The 21807-nt window shown below is 26.3% G+C and carries 20 protein-coding genes; 14 read left to right on the forward strand and 6 right to left on the reverse strand.

The genetic code is table 11. The annotated features are described in order from the left end of the window. Nucleotides 1–28: 28 nt before the first annotated feature. The 5 genes from ACKU3H_RS05860 to ACKU3H_RS05880 form a co-directional block, all read right to left on the reverse strand. Nucleotides 29–418 (reverse strand): biopolymer transporter ExbD, encoded by a 390-nt coding sequence (locus tag ACKU3H_RS05860; RefSeq protein WP_320036041.1) that lies wholly within the window; start codon nt 416–418, stop codon nt 29–31. Continuing rightward, nucleotides 415–945, reverse strand: coding sequence for a MotA/TolQ/ExbB proton channel family protein (locus tag ACKU3H_RS05865; protein ID WP_320036042.1), 531 nt, complete (start codon nt 943–945; stop codon nt 415–417). The genes ACKU3H_RS05860 and ACKU3H_RS05865 overlap by 4 nt, the downstream gene beginning before the upstream one ends. A gap of 8 nt (nt 946–953) precedes the next feature. Further along, nucleotides 954–1670 (reverse strand): energy transducer TonB, encoded by a 717-nt coding sequence (locus ACKU3H_RS05870; RefSeq protein WP_320036043.1) that lies wholly within the window; start codon nt 1668–1670, stop codon nt 954–956. Nucleotides 1671–1705: 35 nt separating this feature from the next. Then, complete coding sequence (locus ACKU3H_RS05875) at nt 1706–3412, reverse strand: histidine kinase dimerization/phosphoacceptor domain -containing protein (RefSeq protein ID WP_320036044.1); 1707 nt, start codon at nt 3410–3412, stop codon at nt 1706–1708. Nucleotides 3413–3517: 105 nt separating this feature from the next. Next, a complete protein-coding gene (locus tag ACKU3H_RS05880) occupies nt 3518–4249 on the reverse strand; it encodes a response regulator (RefSeq protein ID WP_320036045.1) in 732 nt (243 codons plus the stop codon). A gap of 133 nt (nt 4250–4382) precedes the next feature. Here ACKU3H_RS05880 and ACKU3H_RS05885 point away from each other — a divergent pair, with 133 nt between their 5' ends. The 14 genes from ACKU3H_RS05885 (at nt 4383) to ACKU3H_RS05950 (ending at nt 21342) form a co-directional block, all read left to right on the forward strand. Continuing rightward, the gene (locus ACKU3H_RS05885) at nt 4383–6398 is read left to right on the forward strand and encodes a TonB-dependent receptor domain-containing protein (RefSeq protein WP_320036046.1); all 2016 of its coding nucleotides are present in this window, start codon (nt 4383–4385) and stop codon (nt 6396–6398) included. A gap of 10 nt (nt 6399–6408) precedes the next feature. Next, nucleotides 6409–6708 (forward strand): hypothetical protein, encoded by a 300-nt coding sequence (locus ACKU3H_RS05890; RefSeq protein WP_320036047.1) that lies wholly within the window; start codon nt 6409–6411, stop codon nt 6706–6708. Continuing rightward, the gene (locus ACKU3H_RS05895; protein ID WP_320036048.1) at nt 6709–8250 is read left to right on the forward strand and encodes a PepSY-associated TM helix domain-containing protein; all 1542 of its coding nucleotides are present in this window, start codon (nt 6709–6711) and stop codon (nt 8248–8250) included. Continuing rightward, complete coding sequence (locus ACKU3H_RS05900) at nt 8240–8689, forward strand: hypothetical protein (protein ID WP_320036049.1); 450 nt, start codon at nt 8240–8242, stop codon at nt 8687–8689. The genes ACKU3H_RS05895 and ACKU3H_RS05900 overlap by 11 nt, the downstream gene beginning before the upstream one ends. Before the next feature lie 88 nt (nt 8690–8777). Next, nucleotides 8778–11303 carry a methyl-accepting chemotaxis protein gene (locus tag ACKU3H_RS05905; RefSeq protein WP_320036050.1) on the forward strand — a complete coding sequence of 842 codons (2526 nt, stop codon included), beginning with the start codon at nt 8778–8780 and terminating at the stop codon, nt 11301–11303. Nucleotides 11304–11423: 120 nt separating this feature from the next. Then, on the forward strand, nt 11424–14180 hold the full coding sequence (locus ACKU3H_RS05910) for a PAS domain S-box protein (RefSeq protein ID WP_320036051.1): 2757 nt from the start codon (nt 11424–11426) through the stop codon (nt 14178–14180). A gap of 54 nt (nt 14181–14234) precedes the next feature. Next, nucleotides 14235–14852: a DedA family protein gene (locus ACKU3H_RS05915; protein ID WP_320036052.1), complete on the forward strand. Its 618-nt coding sequence runs from the start codon at nt 14235–14237 to the stop codon at nt 14850–14852. A 3-nt stretch (nt 14853–14855) separates the two neighbouring features. Further along, nucleotides 14856–15494 carry an SDR family NAD(P)-dependent oxidoreductase gene (locus tag ACKU3H_RS05920; protein WP_320036053.1) on the forward strand — a complete coding sequence of 213 codons (639 nt, stop codon included), beginning with the start codon at nt 14856–14858 and terminating at the stop codon, nt 15492–15494. A gap of 113 nt (nt 15495–15607) precedes the next feature. Continuing rightward, entirely contained in the window at nt 15608–16348 is a 741-nt protein-coding gene (locus ACKU3H_RS05925; RefSeq protein WP_320036054.1) for an ABC transporter substrate-binding protein, read from the forward strand. 1 nt (nt 16349) lies between these two features. Beyond that, on the forward strand, nt 16350–18650 hold the full coding sequence (locus ACKU3H_RS05930) for an ATP-binding protein (RefSeq protein WP_320036055.1): 2301 nt from the start codon (nt 16350–16352) through the stop codon (nt 18648–18650). A gap of 11 nt (nt 18651–18661) precedes the next feature. Continuing rightward, the gene (locus ACKU3H_RS05935) at nt 18662–19138 is read left to right on the forward strand and encodes a chemotaxis protein CheX (RefSeq protein ID WP_320036056.1); all 477 of its coding nucleotides are present in this window, start codon (nt 18662–18664) and stop codon (nt 19136–19138) included. A 9-nt stretch (nt 19139–19147) separates the two neighbouring features. Further along, a complete protein-coding gene (locus tag ACKU3H_RS05940; RefSeq protein ID WP_320036057.1) occupies nt 19148–19564 on the forward strand; it encodes a response regulator in 417 nt (138 codons plus the stop codon). Nucleotides 19565–19572: 8 nt separating this feature from the next. Then, the gene (locus ACKU3H_RS05945; protein WP_320036058.1) at nt 19573–20508 is read left to right on the forward strand and encodes a GGDEF domain-containing protein; all 936 of its coding nucleotides are present in this window, start codon (nt 19573–19575) and stop codon (nt 20506–20508) included. 3 nt (nt 20509–20511) lie between these two features. Further along, on the forward strand, nt 20512–21342 hold the full coding sequence (locus ACKU3H_RS05950) for a hypothetical protein (RefSeq protein ID WP_320036059.1): 831 nt from the start codon (nt 20512–20514) through the stop codon (nt 21340–21342). On the opposite strand, the gene ACKU3H_RS05955 is transcribed toward ACKU3H_RS05950, so the two are convergent. Continuing rightward, entirely contained in the window at nt 21339–21806 is a 468-nt protein-coding gene (locus ACKU3H_RS05955; protein WP_320036060.1) for a threonine/serine exporter family protein, read from the reverse strand. The two genes, ACKU3H_RS05950 and ACKU3H_RS05955, sit on opposite strands and share 4 nt — an antisense overlap. Between the last annotated feature and the right edge of the window lies 1 nt (nt 21807).

Genomic DNA, 21807 nt, shown 5'->3' on the forward strand with positions numbered 1-21807 from the left:
ATAAAAATTAGTTTTTTATGTTATCTTTTTATTTTTCCTTATTTGTAACTAGAGATAAATTATTTAGACTATATTTTTGTAAGCTATCAAGCACTTTTACTACCTTTTCATAAACAACATTTTTGTCAATTCTTACAATGATATTTTTATTTTTATCTGTAACTTTTGATAGATGTTTATCTAATTCTTCTAAGCTTACAACTTTTCCATAAATAGCAAACTCATCTTTACTTATTTCCAGTGAGATATGTTTAGGTTCTATTTCTACTTCTTGAGCCTCTGAAGAGGGAAGGTCTAAAATAAGTGCAAGTTCCTCTTTTTTGAATACCGAAGAAACAATAAAAAATATCAATAATATAAACACCACATCAATCATTGGTGTTAAATCAGGAGCTATAGTTTCTCTTTTTTTTCTCATAGTTTTACTATAACTCTTTCTTCAATTTTATGTTCTAAATTATCAATAAAACCTATTAAATAGTTGTATCCTATATAGTGAGGAATAGCAACAATAAGTCCTGCAACTGTAGTTACCAGTGCAATTGAGATACCAGTAGAAAATATAGCTGGATCTCCTAAACCTGATTTAGAAATAGAATCAAAAGAGTTTAATACTCCAATTACAGTTCCAAGTAGTCCTAAAAGTGGTGAGATTGAAGCTATGATTTTTATAGTATTTAATCCAGATTCTAGTTTATTTAAGTATTTATCTAAAGCATTTCTTAAAACTTTTTCTTCATATTTATCATCATTTTCTTTTATTAGATTTGTTATCTTATTTGCAGTTGAATCTTTTTGAAATTTTGCAATAAAAAGTTCAATAAATTTCCATAACATTATTGAAAATCCTAATATATTTAGTGCAATTAGAATATAAACTATAATTCCACCTCTATTTATATATTCCATAAGATTTAATTCACTTACTAAATCAACTAAAAACATTTTTTCTCCTAACTATTGTATATGCTGTAACTAATTGGAATATCGATAATCCAGCTACTCTTTTCTAACTCTTTTGGTATAGGTTGGAATCTATTTATTTTTTTAAGTAAATCAAGAGCTGCATTATTGAGTCTTTTAAATCTACTTGGGTCTTTTAGATTAATTTTTTTGATTGTTCCATCTTTTAATATCTCAAAACTAATTAATACTTTTCCTTCTTGTTTAAGCCTTTTTGCTCTTTTAGGATAGGTTTTATTTTTTTCTATTAGGTCTCTTAGTTTTGATAAATATTCATTTTCAATAAAATCTTTTTTCTCATTTGAGATTAGTTGTTTTTGAGGCTTAACAATTGCCACTTTTTTCATAACACTTGGTGCAGTTTTAGGCTCTTGTTTTTTTACAAGTTTCTTTTCTTTTTTAACTTCCTCTTTTTTTACCAATTTTTTTTCTGGTACTTTTTTTAGAACTTTATTTTTACTATTTTCAACAATTTTTTTAAAATCTTTTTTTATTGGTTTTTTAACAACTTTTTTAAGCTCTTTTTTCTTCTCAATTTTTTTTGGTTTTTGTTTTTTTATTACCACTTTTTGAAAAGATATTTTAGAGATTGTTGTAGGTTTAGATACTACAACTTCTTTTTTTATGGGCTTTTGATTGTTTAAAATAGTAAAATGTATAAACAGTACAAAGCTTATTGAAACTATTAAGATAAATTTACTAATCATTTTAGAAGTATATATCAATATTGATAACAATTATCTTAATTGATACTAAAATCTATAGAAAACTTTGCTCCATCTTCATATTTATAATTGATATTTCCAAGCAATTGACCTTTTACAATGGAAGTTATTAATTTCAATCCTAAAGTTTTAGGCTTATTAAAATCAACACTATTTGGTAAACCTATACCATTATCTTCAATTGTTAGAAAACAGCTATTTCTTTCTTTTTTAAAACCTATTTTTATATTGCCTTGATTACTCAAAAAAGCATATTTATATATGTTTGTTACACACTCGGTTATAATAATTCCACAAGGTAAAGCATACTCTATGTTCATATTTATCTCATCAAAATCGTATTCAATAGATATTTGTTTTGAATTTGAATAGGTTTTCTCTAAATCATTACAAAGCTCTTTTATATATTTTCTAAAATTTATTGAGTTTAAATCTTTTGACTCATAAAGTTTCCTATGTAAAAGCTCCATAGTATAAATTCTTTCTTCTATATCAATAAGTATTTGTTTCGTTTTTTTATCTTCAATTTTTCTACTTTGCAGTTTTATTAGATTTATAGTCATTGCCAAATTGTTTTTTACTCTATGGTGAATCTCTTTTAACAAAGTCTCTTTTTCTTCAAGGGAATCACTTAGCTGTTTTGTTTTCTCTTCTACATTTCTATCTAAGTTTTCAATATTTTCTTTTATTGAATCAAGCATATTATCAAATGCTTTTCCAAGTAGTGCAATATCATCATTTCCTTGAAGATTGTTTCTTATATTTATATTTCCTTTATTTACCTCTTTTGCTGTTGTTGTTAAAATATTTATGCTTTTGAATAATCTTTTAAAAAGAAAAAAACCTAATATAATTGCAATAACTAAAGAAAATATTGCAGCAGGCACAATATTTAATAAAGGAGAGATGAAATTTCTATTAAAATCCTCTTCATACATTGTTGTTAGAAAATAAAGTTTTACATCCCCTTTTGTATCTAAATCTTTTACCCAAGTAAAAGCTGCTTTATCATAGGTATTAGGGTTTTCTTTTGTGTTTAATAGATGATAAATTGGTTCTTTGTTTGAGGCTTCAACTATCTGTTTGCCTGTTAGTTTACCTGTTTGAGGTATTCTAACACTAGACATTCTACTTAAACAATATTTCATATTATAAGTTTCATCATTTATATCATATAAAGGTTTTGAATCATAATTTTTATGTTTCGTATTAATCCAAATTAGGTTTATTTTTCCTTTATGTTCACCATGTGTTAGATTAAAGCTTTTTTGCAAATCATCTTTTATTTGTATCTCTAAATCATTGTGCTTATCTACAAATATATTTGCAGCACATCTTGTAACTAAAGTATTGTTATTTACAATTTTTGTATAAAAAAAATCTTGAGTCATTTTTGGGCACATATGTGTTTTATTGCCAGAATATAAAGTTAATTTATCTATTTTAAGAAGCTGTTTTTGCTCTTCTAAAAGATTCTCTTTTTTATCCTCAAGAAAGAAAAAATCACACCCCTCTTTTTTATTAAGATTTGTAAGTAATTGTTCTTTAGATTTAAATTTTAATATGTTTTTTTCTAATAAGGAGTTTAATTTGGATTCCACTTCTTTTATTTTTGCTTGTCTTGAGTGTATTATAAGTTTTGTTGCAAGTTTTAGTTGTTCATTAGTAAGAGTAATCATATTTTCTATTTGATTTTTTTTCTCAATTTTTTGTTTTTTCTTCATATTTGGGATTATTTGAATAAATAAAATTGTTAATAGAAAAAAACCTAAGATGATAAAAGAAAAGGTAATTTTTGTATTTAAAGAGTATGATTTATTTATTGGCATCTATTTAAGTTTTAATTTATAACCCATCTCAAAAATATTCTCTATAAGGTTTACTCCAAGTTTATTTTTAACTCTATATATAAGAGTTCTTAACCTTCCCATATCACTAATTTCATCTCTCCAAATATAGCTGTATATTCTTTCAAAACTCACAGGTTCATTTGGATAATCAGTTAGGATATCAAAAAGTTTTATCTCATTTCCAGTTAATTTTACTATCTCTTCATCTTTAAATAAGAGATTTTTAGCTTTATCATATGAAAAACCATTTTCACAATTTATTCTTAGATTTATATTTTTTTTATTCTCTAGCGTATTTTTATTTTTATAAAAATAGTTATGTTTATGAAGGGCAGTTTGTATTGCTACTTTTAACTCTTCATCTCTACAAGGTTTTATCAAATATCCATATGGTTCACTAAGCATTGCTTCTTTTATAGTTTTATCATCACAATAAGAGGTTAAAAAAATCACTGGTATTTTATGGGTATTCCAGATTTGTTTGGCTGCTTCAATTCCAGTTTTTATACCTTTAAGGTTTATATCCATTAATATGATATCAGGTAGATTTTCATATACATGTTTAATTGCTCCATCAGCGGTAGTCTCGATTCCTGAAACTTCATAACCAAACTCTTCTAAAGAGTATTCCATCCCAAGAGCTAAAAGTGTTTCATCTTCAACTATTAGTACACTAATCTCTTTAGTAAGTAAATTTGGAAATTTTGTCATAAATTGCCTTTTTGTGATTTTATTGTGATTTGGATTAGTTATGATACTCATTATCATTTTAAAGTTTAATTAAATAAAATATGGCTAAACTCCAAAAATTTTTTTTAATTACTAATACACACAAAGGAAAAAAATGAAAAAAAGTAATATTTTACTTAGCGCAATTACTTCATTCGCAATATTAAGTACTCATTCCCTTGCTGAGACTACAACATTAAATGAAGTTGAAGTAACATCTACAGATGTAGAAGTTGTAAGTTCTTCTATCAATCTAAACCAAACTTCTATTGAAACAAGACAAGCTGATCACTTAAGTGATTTATTAAGAGATATTCCAGGTGTTGATGTTGGGGGAAGTCACTCAATTAACAATAAGCTTACTATTAGAGGAATAAGAGACGAAAATATTGATATTACAATTGATGGTGCAAAAATGCCAAATGTTGATATTTTCCATCATATGAGTAATCTTAGAATTAATCCAGCTATATTAAAAAAAGCAAAAATACAAGTTGGAAATAACTCAGTTATCCATGGAGATTTAGGTGGGGCTGTTGAGTTTGAAACAAAAGATGGTAAAGATATGCTTCAAAAAGGTGAATCTTTTGGAGGTATAGTTGAAGCTAACTATAATAGTAATAAAAGTAAAGGTGGTTCATTAACTGGATTTGGAAAAGTTTCTGATAAATCAGATTTTTTACTTTATTATAAATATCTAGACAATGGAAACTGGAAAGATGGTGAAGGTAACAAAACTTTTGGTGTAGATGGAGAGATTTATAATTTCTTAGGAAAATATAATTATGATATTAGTGATTCTCAATCTATCACTTTTTCATATGATAGATTGCAAGATAAAGGGGATTATGTTCCTAGACCAAACTTTGGTGCAGCAGCAAATAGAATTATTTCTGGTGATGCAACTTATCCAACAAAATTTACAAGAGATACATATACTTTAAATCATGAATTAAATCTTGGTGAAAATCTAATTTTAGATACCTCTTTATATTATGGTTTACACACTATTGATAGATTTGAGTATATTGATGGAGTAACAGGTGTAAGACCAGGTGGAGCTACAAGTGCAAATATTCATGGAAAAGTTAAAAACTATGGGATTAATACAAAAGCTCAATCAAATATAGAAACAGGAAATATTTTACATACATTTACTTATGGTGCTGAATATGATATTCAATCAAGTGCAGTAACTAATGATGGTCTTCAATATGGAGATGATGAAAAAGCAAAATCATTAGGCTTATATGTTCAAAATGCAATTGATTTTGATAATGGATTAATCTTAACACCTGGAATTAGATTTAATAACTATAAATTAGATGGTTTAAATGGTGATGTAAATGACAATAAATTCACTTACTCATTAGCCGCTGATTATTCTTTTAATGACAATTTTAGTGTATTTGCAAGTTCTACTTCTTTGTTTAAAGGTGTAGAGATGGTTGAGGTATTATCAACTGCTAGAACAAGTTATGACAATAACCCAAATATCAAATCAGAAACTGGTTTAAATAGTGAGATTGGATTTAAATATATTGATAACAATATTTTAGGTGCAGATAATATTGGGTTCTCAACAAAATATTTCAAGACTACAATTAAAGATTATCTTGATTATGATGATATTGATGGAGATACATTTGATGAAGCTTATAATGGTGGTAAACTAAATATTTATGGTATTGAATCAAGTTTTGCTTATAATCTAAATAACTTTAGTTCTTTATTGACTTATACACATACAAGATCTGATTTTGAAGATACAGGAGATTCTTTAACAGAAGAAGCTGGGGATAAATTTAGTTTAAATCTAAAATATAAAGTAAATAAAGAGCTTGAATTATCTTGGAAATCAATAGTTGTACTTGATGAAGATGATCCAAGTAGTAATTTAAATGTTGATAGAAAAGAGGGATATGCTGTCCATGATATCGCTGTTAAATATGAGCCAAAAAGTGTTAAAGGTCTAAAAATTATTGCAGGTGTAGACAATATTTTTGATAAAACATATACTTCTCATGCTTCTGTAAATCAATATTTCAACCATCCAAGATTTGGTTCAGGAGATGCAAACGATTATGATCCTGGAAGAAATTTTAAAGTAACTTTATCTTATAGATTCTAAAAGTTAAAGTATGAAAGATATCAAAAAATATCTAAATGAACCTAAGTCAAAAATTGGCTTGGTTCATGGCTTATTAGCCTGTATTATCTCTTTTATTTGTGCTTATCTAACTATGATGATTTTTACTCTAATTGCTTATGGGGATTATGCACATAGAATTATTCCCTCTATAGTTTTAACTCCTGTTTTAGTATCTATTTATGGTTTATATTTTTTATTTAGTGAAACTTTAAACTCTTTTTTTAAAAAAGCTATTTTTTCTGTTTTAGTTTTAACTATAACATTTTTAATAGTTTATATAGGATTTTAGATGAAATTAAAAAACTTAAATTTAAAATTTTTGATAAAAGCACATACAAATTTAGGTTTGTTTGCTTTATTCTTTTTTTATATATCTGCATTTTTTGGAACAATTACACTTTTTAAACCCCAAATACATATGTGGGAAAATCCATCTAGATATTTTGTAAAAGAGGATAGTTACAATTTTACTTTAGATGAGTTAGTAAATAGAACTATTCAAGAGGAGGGGTTTTCTACCAATAAAGTTGAGGTTATTTTACCAAATTATAAAGATGATGTAATAGCAATAAATGATCCCGCATCAAGAACAAAATATATAAATCCATATAATTTAAAGATGCTAGATACAACCTCAGATAGTTCTTTTTTACATAATTTTTTCAATGACTTGCATGTGGGAAGAAATATTCCAAAAATAGGTCAACTTTTGATGGGGATAGCTTCAATTTTAATGATATTTCTAATTCTTAGTGGAGTTATGTTGTTTATAAATAAACATAAAGCTAAAAAAACTATAAATTTTAAATGGCATAGGGATTTATCTTTATTTTTATTACCTTATATAATTGTATTTTCAATTACAGGAGCAATGTTAGGATTTATGTTAAGTACTTCATCAGGATTTGCTTATAGTGCATCTAAAGGTGAAGTTTCAAATATGCGAGCACTAGTTTCACCAACTCTATTTCCAAGAGACAAAATACCTAAAGTTTCACAAAAAGCAAAGATGTTAAATATCGATTTTTTGATGCAAAAAGCACAAAACTCATATAAAAATTTAGAGATTAAGAAAATAACACTTTTACAATGGAATGATAAAAATGCAAAAATCAAATTTTCAGGATTTTTAAATGATAACAGGATTTTAACAGGTCGAATAAATAGACAATATATAGTGTTAAGTGGTGTTGATGGTTCAGTATTAGAGAAAAGAACCTTAGATAATTCCCATGGAATAAAAAACTTTTTATCAGGATTTTATTTTTTCCATTTTTTACCTGATGAAACCACTATGGTAAGGATTATTTATGCTTTTTTAGGGATTGTTTTTTTAATCTCTTTAGCCTTTGGTTTTTTAATTTATAGTAGTAAAAAAGCCCAAAAATATAAGGATAATTTGCACTATTATAGTTTTTTAAATAGATTTTCAATCTCTATTATGTTTGGAATAATACCTGCTACTGCTTTATGCTTGTTTCTATATTGGGCAATACCTAAAGAGCTTTTTGAACGAGTAATTTGGATAAAAGGTTGTTTTTATGCCTATTGGGCTTTTACTTTATTTTTAAGTACTTATTTTGAGGATCTTATTGATTTATTGAAATCTTTATGTTTTCAAACTTCGGCATTTTTATTTGCAACAGTTATTGCCCATATTATGAAAGCCAGTGAGTATTTAGTTATCTTGACTCAATCAGGAAAAATGCACCCAGTTTTATATGTGGATTTAACAATACTAGTTTTAAGTGTGATGTTTTTTCTATTATATAAATATATGTATAAAATAAAATTTTTATCAAATTATTCAAGGATAAGTTATGCTTCTTAAAAGAGTATTTATTTTATTGATATTTTGTTCAAGTTTAGTTTTTGCTCATAGGGTTGCAGGTGTTGACATGAGTTTGGAAAAACTTGAAGGTGATAAAATATTAGTAAAAGCATTTTTTAGTAAATCTAAAAAAGCTTTAGGTGGAAACGAAGTAAGACTTATATCTATGTTTGACAATAGAGTTTTAGCTAAAGGAAAACTAACATTAGATGGATTAGTTTTAAATATACCTTCTGAGTCATATTGGGTTTATGTTTTAGTAAGAGACAATGATATTGTAAAAGATGGTCTTGCTCCAAGTGGGGGATTTAAAAAAACAGTAGAATTAAAAAAAATCGCATTTTTATATACAGTTTTAGCTAGTTTATTCTTTTTGATTATTTCTTTATTTATAGCATATAAAAAGAGTAAAAAATTCAAAGAGATTCAAAAAATTTAAAAATTATTTGTACTAAGTTTTTCATAACACCTTTTCACTACTATCTTTTAGTAAGATATGAAAAATTTAAATTATTATAGGGAAACTTGTGAAAAATCTTAGTATAAATATGAAGTTAATGCTACTAATTATTGGTAGTTTATTGTTCTTATCAGTTGTAATCTTATCAATTAGTGTAAGTGAAAGTATAAAACATTCAGAAGAGGAAAAACTAACCCAGTTAAAATCTATAACTGAAGCAAAAAAACAACATATTTCTGAATATTTTAAAACTATTGAAGGTTTAATTATTTCTACTGCAAACTCTGCATCAACACAAGATGCTTTTAATGAGTTTATTAGAGGTTTTTATACTATTTCAGCACAATCTAGCTCTGAAGTAGATATGCCAAAAGTAAAAGAAGAGATTAAAAAACATTATGAAGAGTTTTATTTAAGCAAAATAAATTTTAATCTACCAGATATTCCAGCAAAAAAAGAGACTGAAAAATATTTGCCTCAAGATGATAATGGAATTTTAGCCCAATATATGTATATTATAAAAAATGAAGAAAAAATTGGAGAAAAAAATAAATTAAACCAATCAAATACTTTTTTCAACAATTATGCCTTTGCCCATACAAGATTCCATCAAACTTTTAATACAATTTTAGAGAAGTTTTCTTTATATGATATTTTTCTTGTGGATTTAAAAGGAACAGTTATTTATAGTACTTTTAAAGAGAAAGATTATGCTACAAATTTACTTACAGGTCCATATTCAAACAGCGCAATTGCAAAAGCTAATAAAATAGCCTATAAACTTAAAAAAGGTGAAGTTTCTTTTTCTGATTTTGAACCTTATGCGCCAAGTTATAATACTCCTGCTTCTTTTTTAGCAACACCTGTATTTAATAATCAAAATAGAAGAGTTGGAAATTTAATAATTCAATTTCCTACAGATAAAATTGATTCAATTATGAATTTTAATGGAAACTATGAAAATGCAGGCTTGGGAAAAAGTGGAAACTCTTTTTTAATTGGTAGTGATTATAAGATGAGAAACAATCACAGATATTTAAATCAAATTGAAAATGAGCATGTTAAAAAATCAAAAACAAGTATCGCTTTACATGAGATAAAAAATGAAGCAACAATTGAAGCCTTAAAAAATAAAACAGGTGCAAAAATTATTGTTAAAGATGATGGAAAAAAATATTTAAGTGCTTATTCTGGACTTAAAGTGTTTGATAAACAATGGGCAATCATTTCAGAAATTGCCGATGCAGAAGCTTTGGCAGGAAGTATAAGATTAAATATTATGTTAGCTTCAATCTCTTTTGCAGTTTTAATTCTAATCATATTTATTTCAGTTTATCTTTTAAGAAGCTCAATTATAAAACCTATAAAAGAGTTTGAAAATGGACTTATGTCATTTTTTAAATATTTAAATAATGAAACAAAAGATGTTGTTTATTTAGATGAATCAAAAAATGACGAGATAGGTTTGATGTCAAAAGTAGTAAATAAAAATATTAATAAAACAAAAGTTGGAATAGAAAAAGATAGAAATTTAATAAATGAAACAGTAAAAGTTTTATCTGAGTTTGAACAAGGAGATCTATCACAAAGAATTAGTACAACATCTGATAATCCAGCATTAAATGAATTAAAAAATGTAATTAATGATATGGGTAATAATTTAGAAGCAAATATTGAAAATATATTAGAAGTATTAGAAACTTATACTAAATATAACTATTTACAAAAAGTTGATTCAAAGGGATTAAAAGAACACTTATTAAAGTTAGCAAATGGAGTTAACCATTTAGGGGATTCTATAACTGAAATGCTTATTGAAAATAAAACAAATGGTCTTAAACTTGATGATAGTTCAGATAGATTAATAGATAGTGTAAAAATTCTAGCTAGTAATACAAATCTTGCAGCTGCATCTATTGAAGAAACATCTGCAGCCTTAGAGCAGATAAACAGTAATATAATTTCAAATAATCAAAATGTACAAAAAATGGCTTCATATTCACAAGAGGTAAACTCTTCTGTTAAGAGTGGAGAAGAGTTAGCACAAAAAACAACTTTAGCTATGGATGAGATAAACAATCAAGTAAGCGCTATTAATGAAGCTATTACAGTTATCGATCAAATTGCATTTCAAACAAATATTTTATCACTAAATGCAGCAGTTGAAGCAGCAACTGCAGGTGAAGCTGGAAAGGGTTTTGCAGTAGTTGCACAAGAGGTTAGAAATCTTGCAGCAAGATCAGCAGAAGCAGCAAAAGAGATTAAAGATTTAGTTGAAAATGCAAATCTAAAAGCAAATGAAGGGAAACAGATATCTGATTCAATGATTGAGGGGTATATTAGTCTTAGTAAAAATATAAACAATACTATGGAGTTAATAAAAGCTGTTTCAGATTCTTCAAAAGAGCAACAAATTGGTATCTCTCAAATAAATGAAAGTGTAGCTAGCTTAGATAAGCAAACACAAGAAAATGCAAATATAGCTCAACAAACTGATAATATTGCTCAACAAACTGATACTATTTCAAAACAAGTGGTTTCAAGTGCAAATGAAAAAGAGTTTAAAGGGAAAAATGATATAAAAATAGATTAAAAATATTAATATATTCTAATTATGTAGCTTTTAAGGTAATAATACTAAAATATACCAAAAATAATTAATGCTAAAAAAAAATAATTATTCAGTGTTTAAATTTGAAAGTTGGATTAAAGTATGGGGGATAAACATTATTTAAAAGCTGAACTTGATGAATATATAAAAAATGATGTATCAATTTTTGACTTCATTCAATCTGCTTCACTTGATGGTATTTGGTATTGGGATTTGGAAAATCCTAAAAACCAATGGATGAGTGATAAGTTTTGGAAAGTTTTAGGATATGACCCAAATAAAAAGAAAAATCTCTCTTCAGAATGGCAAGAGCTAGTAAATGAAGAGGATTTAAAACTAGCAATTGACAATTTTAACAAACACTTAGAAAACCCAAATCACCCCTATGACCAAATTTTAAGATATAAACATGCAAATGGTTCTACTGCTTGGATTAGATGTCGAGGTATGGCTATTAGAGATAAAAATGGCAAACCATATAGAATGGTTGGAGCACATAACGATATGACTATTGTTATGGATGGTTTAAAAAAACTAGAAAAATACAATGGTCTTAGTAGATTAAACGAGAATCTAACTCAGAAATACAATGAAGAACACCAACAAAGATTAGAGATAGAAAAAGTTAATAAAGATATTGAAAGATATATAAATCTAATAGATAAATTTATAATATCTTCAACAATAGATTTAAAAGGGAATATTGTAAATGTATCTGATGCTTATTGTAAAATATCAGGATATACAAAAGATGAACTAATAGGTGAATCTTATATAAAAAATGTTTTTCCAAATTCTGAAACTCCAAAAATAGAAGAGTTGCAAAAACTTACAAAAGAGTCTGACACTTGGGAGGGTGAAAGAAAAAATTTAAGAAAAGATGGAACAACATATTGGTTAAAATCTACAATCACACCTATTATTGATGATACTGAAAATGTAATTGGTTATTCAACTTTAAATGTTGATATTACCGATAAAAATATAGTTAAACAAAACAATTTAGAACTAAAAACTATCAAAGAAACTTTGGACAATGCTGTAAAAATAGCTAAACTTGGTACTTGGGAGTGGAATTTAACACATGATATTATGAAGTTTTCAAAAATATCATATGAGATATTTGGTTTAGAAGAGGGCATTTTAATTGATTTTGAAAGTTTTAAAAACTTTGTTGTCAAAGATGATAAAAAAAGATACAAACGAATAATAAATAAAGCTTTAAAAAAGAAAAGCTCTTTCTCTTTTGAATATAGAATCTATAGAGGTTTCGAGATAAGAAAAGTTTGGGTTATAGGAAATCCAATAATTGAAAATAGAAAAGTTGTTAGATTTACCGGAATTTTACAAGATATTACCGAATTAAAAAAAGTGGAAGAAGAGTTAGAAGAAGCTCAAAAAATTGCAAAAATAGGGCATTATAACTATAATATCAAGGATGATATATTTACAAATTCATATATTATTGATGAGATATTTGGTTTTGATGAAAAAATAATAAAACATTTTAGAGTCTGGTCAAATTTAATCCATAAAGATGATAAAGAAAGAGTAAAAAAATATTTTGATGGCATCTATAAAGAGAACAAAAAATTTGATACTGAATATAGAATTATAAATAAAAAAACTAACTCTATTAGATGGGTTCATATGTTAGGTGAACTCTCTTTTGATAGAGAAGGAAATGTGATTTCATTTTTTGGAACAATACAAGATATTACAAGTAGAAAAGAGTTAGAAAGTGATCTTTTACAAGCCCATAATGTATTTGAAAATACCCATGATGGGATTTTAGTTACAGATGATGAAGGGAAAATATTAAATGTAAATAAATCTTTTGAAACGATTACTGGATATAAACTTGAAGAGGTTATTGGGCTTGATCCATCTGTATTAAAATCGGGAGTTCATGATGACGATTTTTATAAAGATTTATGGAGAGAAGTTCGAACAAATGGTTATTGGAGTGGAGAGATTCATAACAAAACCAAAAGCGGTAATATTTATCAAGAGTTATTAACTGTTAATGCAATATATGATGAGAGTGGACATATTTGCAATTATATTGGGCTTTTTAGTGATATAACAAAACAGAAAAAACAAGATAAATTGATTCTTCAACAATCAAGAACAGCTGCAATTGGAGAGATGTTAGAAAATATAGCTCACCAATGGAGACAACCTTTATCTATAATTTCTACTTCTGCAACAGGTCTAAAGTTTTTATTAGAGATGGATAAAGAAGATAAAATTCCTAAAGAAAAAGTATTAACTGTTTTAGATGATGTAAATAATTATGCACAATATTTATCTAATACCATTGAAGATTTTAGAAGTTTCTTTAAAGGGGATATGACAAAAATAAAAAGATTTAATATAAGAGAAACTCTTGAAAAAATTACAAATCTTACTAAAGATTCATTTATGCATAATTTTATTGAATTAGTAGATGATTCCCAAGCTAAAGATATATTTATTGAAAACAATGAAAATATTTTAACCCAAGCATTGATAAATATTTATAATAATGCAAAAGATGCTTTAGCAGAATATGTAAAACACAAAGACAAAAGATACTTTTTTATCTCACTAGAAGAAACAGGAAATACTTTATATCTTCATTTTAAAGATAATGCCGGAGGTATTAGTACAAATATTATGAATCAGATTTTTGATCCATATTTTACTACAAAACATGAATCTATTGGCACAGGATTAGGTTTATATATGACTTATCAAATTGTAACAAAACAGTTAAAAGGAACTATTGAAGTTCATAATGTAACTTATGAATATGAAGGAAAAATCTATAAAGGTGCAGAATTTATAATAGGGATTCCTGTTACTAAAACAAATTAGAATTAATAGCTTTTTTGTTAAACTTCAATTTTAAAATTAAAAATAAGGCACTTAATGCTTCATGAAATAGTAGATTTTGTAGTAGAAACTGTTGGCAGTTTAGGTTATATGGGAATTTTTATAATGATGTTTTTAGAGAGTTCTTTTTTCCCTTTTCCATCAGAAATTGTAATGGTTCCAGCTGGATACTTGGCATACAAAGGTGAAATGAACTTAGCTCTTGCAGTTTTCGCTGGTATTGCAGGAAGCTTAGCAGGAGCAGTATTTAACTATTTTTTAGCTGTAAAATTTGGAAGAAAATTTTTAAGTAAATATGGCAAATATGTTTTAGTTAAAGAGGAAACTTTAGAAAAAATGGAAGATTTTTTTGCAAAACATGGACATATATCTACTTTTAGTGGAAGATTAATACCTGCTGTTAGACAATATATCTCTTTACCTGCAGGTTTAGCTAAAATGAATATATGGAAGTTTTCTTTATATACAAGTTTAGGTGCTGGGATTTGGGTACTTATTTTAGCTTTATTAGGTTATTTTATTGGTTCAAATCAAGAATTAATTGATGAGTATCTAAAGATAATTATAGTTTCAATTTTAATATTATTAGCAGTTTTTATTTTATTTTACATACGAATTAAAATGAAAAAAGACATAATAAGCAAAGCAGAATAAATAATGAAAAAATTAGCAATAGTTACTGGTTATTCTTCTGGAATTGGAAAAGAGATTTGTAAAACTTTAGAAGAGAATAATTACGAAATAATTAGATTAAAAAGTAGATTAGAAGATTCAAAAAGTTTAGAAAAAGAGATAAAAAGTCTTCTTAAAAATAAAGATATAAATCTTCTTATAAATTGTGCAGGACTTGGCATTTTTAAACCCCATGAAGAGATATCAGTTAATAAAATAAAAGAGTTGATTGATGTAAATCTAACTGCACCAATAATATTGTCTAATTTATGTCTAAGAAGTCTTAAAAAAACTAAAGGGCATATTATAAATATCTCTTCAATAGAAGCAGTTAGGCACTCTAAATTTTCGGCTTTATATACAGCTACAAAAGCAGGACTTAGAAACTTTTCATTAAGCTTATTTGAAGAGCTTAGAAAAAGTGATGTAAAAGTTACAAATATTAATCCAGATCTGACTAAAACAAACTTTTTTGATGAGTTTAATTTTGAACCATCTGATAATAAAAACTCTCATCTTCTACCTTCTCAAATTGCAAAAACAGTATTAGAGGTTATTAACTTTGATGGAGTTATTACAGAACTAACTGTAAGACCTCAAAGATTTGAAATAAAAAAGAAATAAGTTACAAAAAGAAAAAATTTATTTTTTTGTATAAAATATATTGTTTTTTGTAATCAAAAAATAACATATTTTAAGTACAATATAATTATATTCTAGAGTAAAAAAGTGAACTTATGAAAAAAATTATATTAGTAATACTTATGATTGTTTACGTACAAGCTGTTGAAATTCCTAAATTCAAAATTATGACAGAAAACTATCCTCCTTTAAATATGGAAGATAAAGATGGGAATCTTGCTGGAATAGGGGTAGAGGTTTTTGATGAATTACTTAAAAGAGTTGGTTCCTCTCAAACTAAACAAGATTTTGAATTAATGCCTTGGTCAAGAGCATATAACATAGTTCAAAAAAAGAAAAACAGCGTACTTTTCAGTACTTCAAGAACAAAAGAGAGGGAACCACTTTTTAAATGGGTTGGACCTTTTGGATATAATATCAATGGACTTATTGCACGAAAAGATTCTAATATAAAAATTAATTCACTAAAAGATTTAGAAAAATATCAAATAGGAACTGTACTAAACGATGTTGGGGAGCTTATGCTTCTAAACAAAGGAATTTCAAAAGAAAATCTTCAATCAGTTTCTGGAAAAAATGCAATTTTAAAATCAATTAGAAAACTAGATGCAAAAAGAATTGATATGTTTTCTTATTCTATTGATGTAGCAAAATGGGCTATGAAAGCAAATAATATATCATTTTATGATTATGAAGTTGTATATGTATTACAAAAATTGGGACACTATTTCACTTTTCATAAAGATACATCTGATGAAGTAGTTGCTGCGTTTCAAAATGCATTAAATGAGATGCATAAAGATGGAACATTAGAAAAAATAGTAAAAAAATACTAATATGAAATTAGCTTATAGAATAATTATCCCATTAGTTCTTATAGTTACAATACTATTTACTGCACTTTTATATTTTTTCATTAGCAGTGAAAAAACTATTATGAAAGAAGCTCAAGTAAGAAACTCACAAAAAATTATTGAGCAGTTTGAAAATGATAAAGAGAATAGACTTGAAGAGGAAAAAAACAATTTAAATTTTATAGCTAAAACTATCTCAAGGGTTAGTTCTAAATATGTATATGATTATGATATTGAATCAATAGGACAAACTCTTAAAAACTTTTTAGAGGTTTCAAATATAAAAGCTATTGAAATATTTGAAAAAGATTCAAATAGTGTTTTTTATGCTTTATATAAAAATGGAAAAGATTTAGAAACAGATATTAAAAAAGCAAATTTCAATAAAAGCGATTTTAAAACTATAAAACAAAAGATATTTTGGGAAGCAGATAATCTTGATTTGGGTTTTGTTGAGGTTTATTATGATGATAGTGTAATTATTAATAAGTTTAAAAAATCTAAAGAAAATCTTTTTGAAAAACTTGAAGAGAGTAATAAAAAACAAGAAGATGATACAAACAAAGCTATATATAATCAAGTATTTATTTTAGTTGTTATAGCACTTATTTTGTTTATGATGATTTTATATCTTACTTATAAAAGGGTTCTAAATCCACTAAAAACACTTAATACAGGGCTAAATGATTTCTTTTTATTTTTACAAAATAAAAATGACCATGCAAATAAAATTGAAATAAATACCAATGATGAATTTGGAACAATGGCAAAAAGTTTAAATGAAAATATAAGTGTGAGTGCCAAATTACATGAAGAGATATATGAATTAAATACAAATTTAGAAGAAAGAATAAATGAAAGAACACAAAAAATATCTTCTTTACTTGATAATGCTGACCAAGGTTTCCTTTCATTTTCAAATGATTTAATAATAGATTCTGAATACTCAAATGAGTGTAGAAAAATATTTAAAAAAGAGATAGCAGGAATCTCTATTGGGGAATTGTTATATGAAGATAATAAAGATAAAAAAGAGTTTTTTGAAGAAACATTAAGTTCCCTATTTGGTGAAACAAATGAGCTTAAAATAAAAAATATTATCTCTTTACTTCAAGAAGAGTTTAGAATAAATAGAAAAGCAATACATGTAAAATATAAACTTATTGAAAAACAAAGATTTATGTTGATATTTACTGATATTACTGCTAAAAAACTTTTAGAGAAAAAGATAAAAAAAGAGAGAGACACTCTTAAAATGATTGTATCAGTTATAACTGACAGTGATGAGTTCTTTGAACTAATAGATGAGTTTAGAACTTTTAGTTCAAGTAAACTTTCAACAGTGGACAAAACTAAAACTTCATTGCATAATACAACTGTATTATATCGTACAATTCATACCTTCAAAGGTTTGTTCTCTCAAAAAGAGATGAAGTTTTTAGTAAAAAAACTGCATGAATTTGAAACAGTATTATCTAAACTTTTAAAAGAACAAAATACAACAAATGAAAATTTAATAGAGTTATTAAAGCAGATTGATTTTGATGAATATTTAAATAAAGAGATTGACACTATAAAATCTATTTTAGGTGATGAACTATTTAATAAGCGTGGAAAAATAGTTGTAAAAGAGGAAACTCTTAGTAAAATAGAAGAAGAGATTTGTGAAATTTCTCAAAAAAGTGGTTTATTTAAAGAGTATGAACATGTAATTGATGATATTAAAAGTTTAAGAGATAGACCTATATATACAATGTTTAATTCATACACAAAGTTAGTTGACCAATTAAGTTTACAGTTAAAAAAACATATCTATCCTTTAGATATTATTGTAAATAAAGAGTTATTGGTTAAAGATGAAGTTAAACCTTTTATAAAATCTTTAGTGCATGTATTTAGAAATTGTGTTGACCATGGAATAGAAACTATGGAAGAAAGATTTGAAAAAGATAAAGATGAGATAGGTACTATAAGTTGTACTATTTCTGAAGATGAAAACTCTTTACACATAATCATAGCTGATGATGGTAAAGGGATTGATATAGATAAAGTAAAATCTAAAGCTGAAACTCTTGGAATTGACATATCAAATATGTCTAAAGATGAAATTTTAGAATTGATTTTTGAAGATAAGTTTTCTACTGCTGAAAAAATAAGTACAGTTTCAGGTCGTGGTGTTGGTATGTCTGTTGTAAAAGATGAGTTATTAAAACTTAATGGAACAATAAATATTACTACACAAAAAGAGGTTGGAACTACATTTGAGTTTATTATTCCAAGATAAAAGGAGCATCAATGATTTTGGATTCATTAATTTTACAGGCTAAGTTGTTTTTTGAAGAGGATATGGAAATTTCTATCTTAAATAGTAATGATATTGAGATAACAAGTCCTGAGAAATTGATTTTAAAAAATAAAACCTCAATGATTGGTACTGGTGGAAAACTAAACACTATGATTGTGATTAGTTTTGATAATCAAATCTTATCTAAACTTGTTGAACTTTTTATGGAAGGTGAAGAGGTTGATGAGGAAGAGAAAGAAGAGGTTGAAGATAGTGTGGCTGGAGAGGTTTTAAATACAATTTTAGGCTTAGCTTTACCAACATTTCCAAATAGAGGAAAAGGTATAACTATAACTCCACCAATCTCAGTAAATGATGCAAGTAGTATATATAAACATAAAGATTCAAAAATTATAAGTGCAATAGTTAAAACAGAGTTTGGAGAGCTTGTATTTAGTGCTGTTGGCTCAAAAGATGAAATTAAATAAGGTGAAAAGATGTTAAAAGTTTTAATTGTAGATGATTCATTAATTATTAGAAAAAAAATTACAAAAAGTATTGAAAAATTAGGTCATGAAGTTGTTTTTGCAGCACAAAATGGAAAAGAAGCTATAGAAGCATATAGTGCAAAGAAACCAGATTTAGTAACTATGGATATCACAATGCCAGATATGGATGGGATTACTGCTGTAAAACATATCATAAAAGATAATCCAGATGCAAAAATTATAATGGTTACATCTCACGGACAAGAAGATATGGTAATTAAATCTATTCAAGCAGGGGCTGTTGGATATATGTTAAAACCAATTACTGAAGATAAATTATCTCAAAGTATTGCAGAAGTGTTTCCTGAATATTCAAAAGATGATGAAACAGAAGATTTATATTTGTTAGATGATGATGAATTTTAGGAGTTCTTATGCAAGAGAATAGATTATTTGAAGCTCTATTAGATGTAATTCCCTTTGCTGCATATGCAGTTGATGTAGAAACTTATGAAGTTGTATATGCAAATAAAATGATGAGTGAAAGTCTATTTGCTCCAAGAGAGGAGTTTTGTTGGAAAAAAGTATTTGGGCAAGAAGAGATTTGTTCTTGGTGCAAAGTTCCTGATTTAAAACAAAGAAGTAGACAATATAAAAATGAGAAATTAATAAGTAGTTTTTTTGATGAAGCTACAGATAAATGGTTTCAGGCTTTTGATGAGCTTATTAGTTGGCCAGATGGAAGAACAGTAAAATATACTATTTTAGTAGATATTTCTGAACAAAAAGAGATACAAGCTTCGATGATTAAAACCCATGCAAAACTAGCTATTCAATCAAAAAAACTACAACAAGCAAATAAAAAATTAAAATATCTATCAGAAAAAGACTATTTAACAGGGATAGACAATAGACGAAGCTATTTTAAAAAAGGTATAGAATTATTTGAAGCTTCCCTTGATGAACCTTATGATTTATATGTTGCTATGTTAGATTTAGATAGATTCAAAAGTATAAATGATACATATGGACACAATATTGGTGATGAGGTTTTAAAAGAGTTTACACAAACTATTGAACTTTTATTAGATGAAAATGATATTTTTGGTAGATTAGGTGGAGAAGAGTTTAGTATAATTTTAGTTAGCGATAATCAAGATGATGTTATTGCAAAACTAGAAACAATAAAAAATAAAATAAAAGCTATAGATTTAAAAGTAGATGATAAATCTGTTAATGTAAGTGTTAGTATAGGTTTTGATAAAAAAATAGCTACAGATAAATCTTTAGATATTTTATTAGAAAGAGCAGATAAGTATTTATATGAAGCAAAAAATGAAGGAAGAGATAAACTTAAGTTTAGAGTGTAGATTATGAGAGAGTATTTATTAAATAATTGGAATAAAATATTATTAGTATTTTTTTCTTTTATCGCACTTTTTATTGCACTAAGTTTTACTATTGATGAAACTGCAAAAACAATGGTTGATGAGTCTTTCAAGCAAGCAGTAGTTGTTTTTGGTAGTGCAAAAGCTTTAAACGCTGTAATCTCCTTGGCTCAAGGCACTGAACTAAATTTACCTTTTGTAGTTGTAGCAATTGGCGAAGTTTTAGATCCCATAAATGATTTAGTTGAGCAGTTTGCTCTTGTTATGTTAGCTAGTTTAACCTCTCTTGGTATTCAAAAAATATTATTGGGTTTTGTTACCAATGAGATTTATAATGTAACTCTTTTTATTTTTGTTCTTACTTTTAATATTTGGTTATTTAAACGCTTTAAAAAAGATGAAGGATTAAGAACTCTTTTTTTTAAAATAACTTTTGTATTACTCTTTTTAAGATTTGCAATTCCTATGATAAGTTATGTAAATGATATCTCTTATAACTACTTTGTAAAGCCTGAATATAATATTGAAAAGTTAAATGAAAATATAGTAAAAGTAAAAAATAATGTAAGTGAAGTAACAAAAAATACAATCAAGCAAAAAGAGAATAACTCATTTTTAGAAAAAGTTATAGAAAAATTTGATAGCAATTATTATGAAAAAAAGATTGATGCGTATACAAATGCTGTTGATAACTCAAGTGAGTATATTATAGACTTAATTATTGTTTTTATTTTTCAAACAATAGTTGTACCAATAGTTTTTCTTTTTATATTGTACTTTTTTATAAAATCTATTTTTAATATAAGAAGAACCTAGATTATAGGTCTATTGTATCTTATATAATAAAGTGAAGGTAACGCAAGTCCAAATCCAATACCCCCAAGAACAATAATTGTTTTTAAAGAGTTATCAATAAATAAGGCTATTAAATCGGGTGTAACTCCATGGGCATTCATAGTTATTAGATTTATTATTGCTGCAAAGGCTTGTTTCCCTGGCAATAAAGGGATAATTGAAGCAATAGTATAAACAGGTCTTGGAACTATATATTTTCTAGACCAATAAAGAGCAATCATTCCAACTAAAGTTGATGCAAAAAAAGTTGATAATTCTAAAGAAAAATTTAAATCAATAAAAAATTTTCTAGAACAATAAGCTATAGCTCCACCATAAGCACATTTTAGTAAAGTATCTTTGGGAACATTAAAAACCATCCCAAAACCAACTGCTGGAATGGCAGCAAAAATAGCACTTATTAAATAGCTAATTAGGATTTCCATA

The sequence above is a fragment of the Halarcobacter sp. genome, from assembly GCF_963675975.1.
Taxonomy (GTDB): Bacteria; Campylobacterota; Campylobacteria; order Campylobacterales; family Arcobacteraceae; genus Halarcobacter.

What these genes read in the sequence shown, in the direction of transcription:
- ACKU3H_RS05860 (WP_320036041.1), bottom strand. Translation starts at nt 418, where the DNA reads ATGAGAAAAAAAAGAGAAACTATAGCTCCTGATTTAACACCAATGATT.
- ACKU3H_RS05865 (WP_320036042.1), bottom strand. Translation starts at nt 945, where the DNA reads ATGTTTTTAGTTGATTTAGTAAGTGAATTAAATCTTATGGAATATATA.
- ACKU3H_RS05870 (WP_320036043.1), bottom strand. Translation starts at nt 1,670, where the DNA reads ATGATTAGTAAATTTATCTTAATAGTTTCAATAAGCTTTGTACTGTTT.
- ACKU3H_RS05875 (WP_320036044.1), bottom strand. Translation starts at nt 3,412, where the DNA reads ATGAAGAAAAAACAAAAAATTGAGAAAAAAAATCAAATAGAAAATATG.
- ACKU3H_RS05880 (WP_320036045.1), bottom strand. Translation starts at nt 4,249, where the DNA reads ATGACAAAATTTCCAAATTTACTTACTAAAGAGATTAGTGTACTAATA.
- ACKU3H_RS05885 (WP_320036046.1), top strand. Translation starts at nt 4,383, where the DNA reads ATGAAAAAAAGTAATATTTTACTTAGCGCAATTACTTCATTCGCAATA.
- ACKU3H_RS05890 (WP_320036047.1), top strand. Translation starts at nt 6,409, where the DNA reads ATGAAAGATATCAAAAAATATCTAAATGAACCTAAGTCAAAAATTGGC.
- ACKU3H_RS05895 (WP_320036048.1), top strand. Translation starts at nt 6,709, where the DNA reads ATGAAATTAAAAAACTTAAATTTAAAATTTTTGATAAAAGCACATACA.
- ACKU3H_RS05900 (WP_320036049.1), top strand. Translation starts at nt 8,240, where the DNA reads ATGCTTCTTAAAAGAGTATTTATTTTATTGATATTTTGTTCAAGTTTA.
- ACKU3H_RS05910 (WP_320036051.1), top strand. Translation starts at nt 11,424, where the DNA reads ATGGGGGATAAACATTATTTAAAAGCTGAACTTGATGAATATATAAAA.
- ACKU3H_RS05915 (WP_320036052.1), top strand. Translation starts at nt 14,235, where the DNA reads ATGCTTCATGAAATAGTAGATTTTGTAGTAGAAACTGTTGGCAGTTTA.
- ACKU3H_RS05920 (WP_320036053.1), top strand. Translation starts at nt 14,856, where the DNA reads ATGAAAAAATTAGCAATAGTTACTGGTTATTCTTCTGGAATTGGAAAA.
- ACKU3H_RS05925 (WP_320036054.1), top strand. Translation starts at nt 15,608, where the DNA reads ATGAAAAAAATTATATTAGTAATACTTATGATTGTTTACGTACAAGCT.
- ACKU3H_RS05930 (WP_320036055.1), top strand. Translation starts at nt 16,350, where the DNA reads ATGAAATTAGCTTATAGAATAATTATCCCATTAGTTCTTATAGTTACA.
- ACKU3H_RS05935 (WP_320036056.1), top strand. Translation starts at nt 18,662, where the DNA reads ATGATTTTGGATTCATTAATTTTACAGGCTAAGTTGTTTTTTGAAGAG.
- ACKU3H_RS05940 (WP_320036057.1), top strand. Translation starts at nt 19,148, where the DNA reads ATGTTAAAAGTTTTAATTGTAGATGATTCATTAATTATTAGAAAAAAA.
- ACKU3H_RS05945 (WP_320036058.1), top strand. Translation starts at nt 19,573, where the DNA reads ATGCAAGAGAATAGATTATTTGAAGCTCTATTAGATGTAATTCCCTTT.
- ACKU3H_RS05950 (WP_320036059.1), top strand. Translation starts at nt 20,512, where the DNA reads ATGAGAGAGTATTTATTAAATAATTGGAATAAAATATTATTAGTATTT.
- ACKU3H_RS05955 (WP_320036060.1), bottom strand. Translation starts at nt 21,806, where the DNA reads ATGGAAATCCTAATTAGCTATTTAATAAGTGCTATTTTTGCTGCCATT.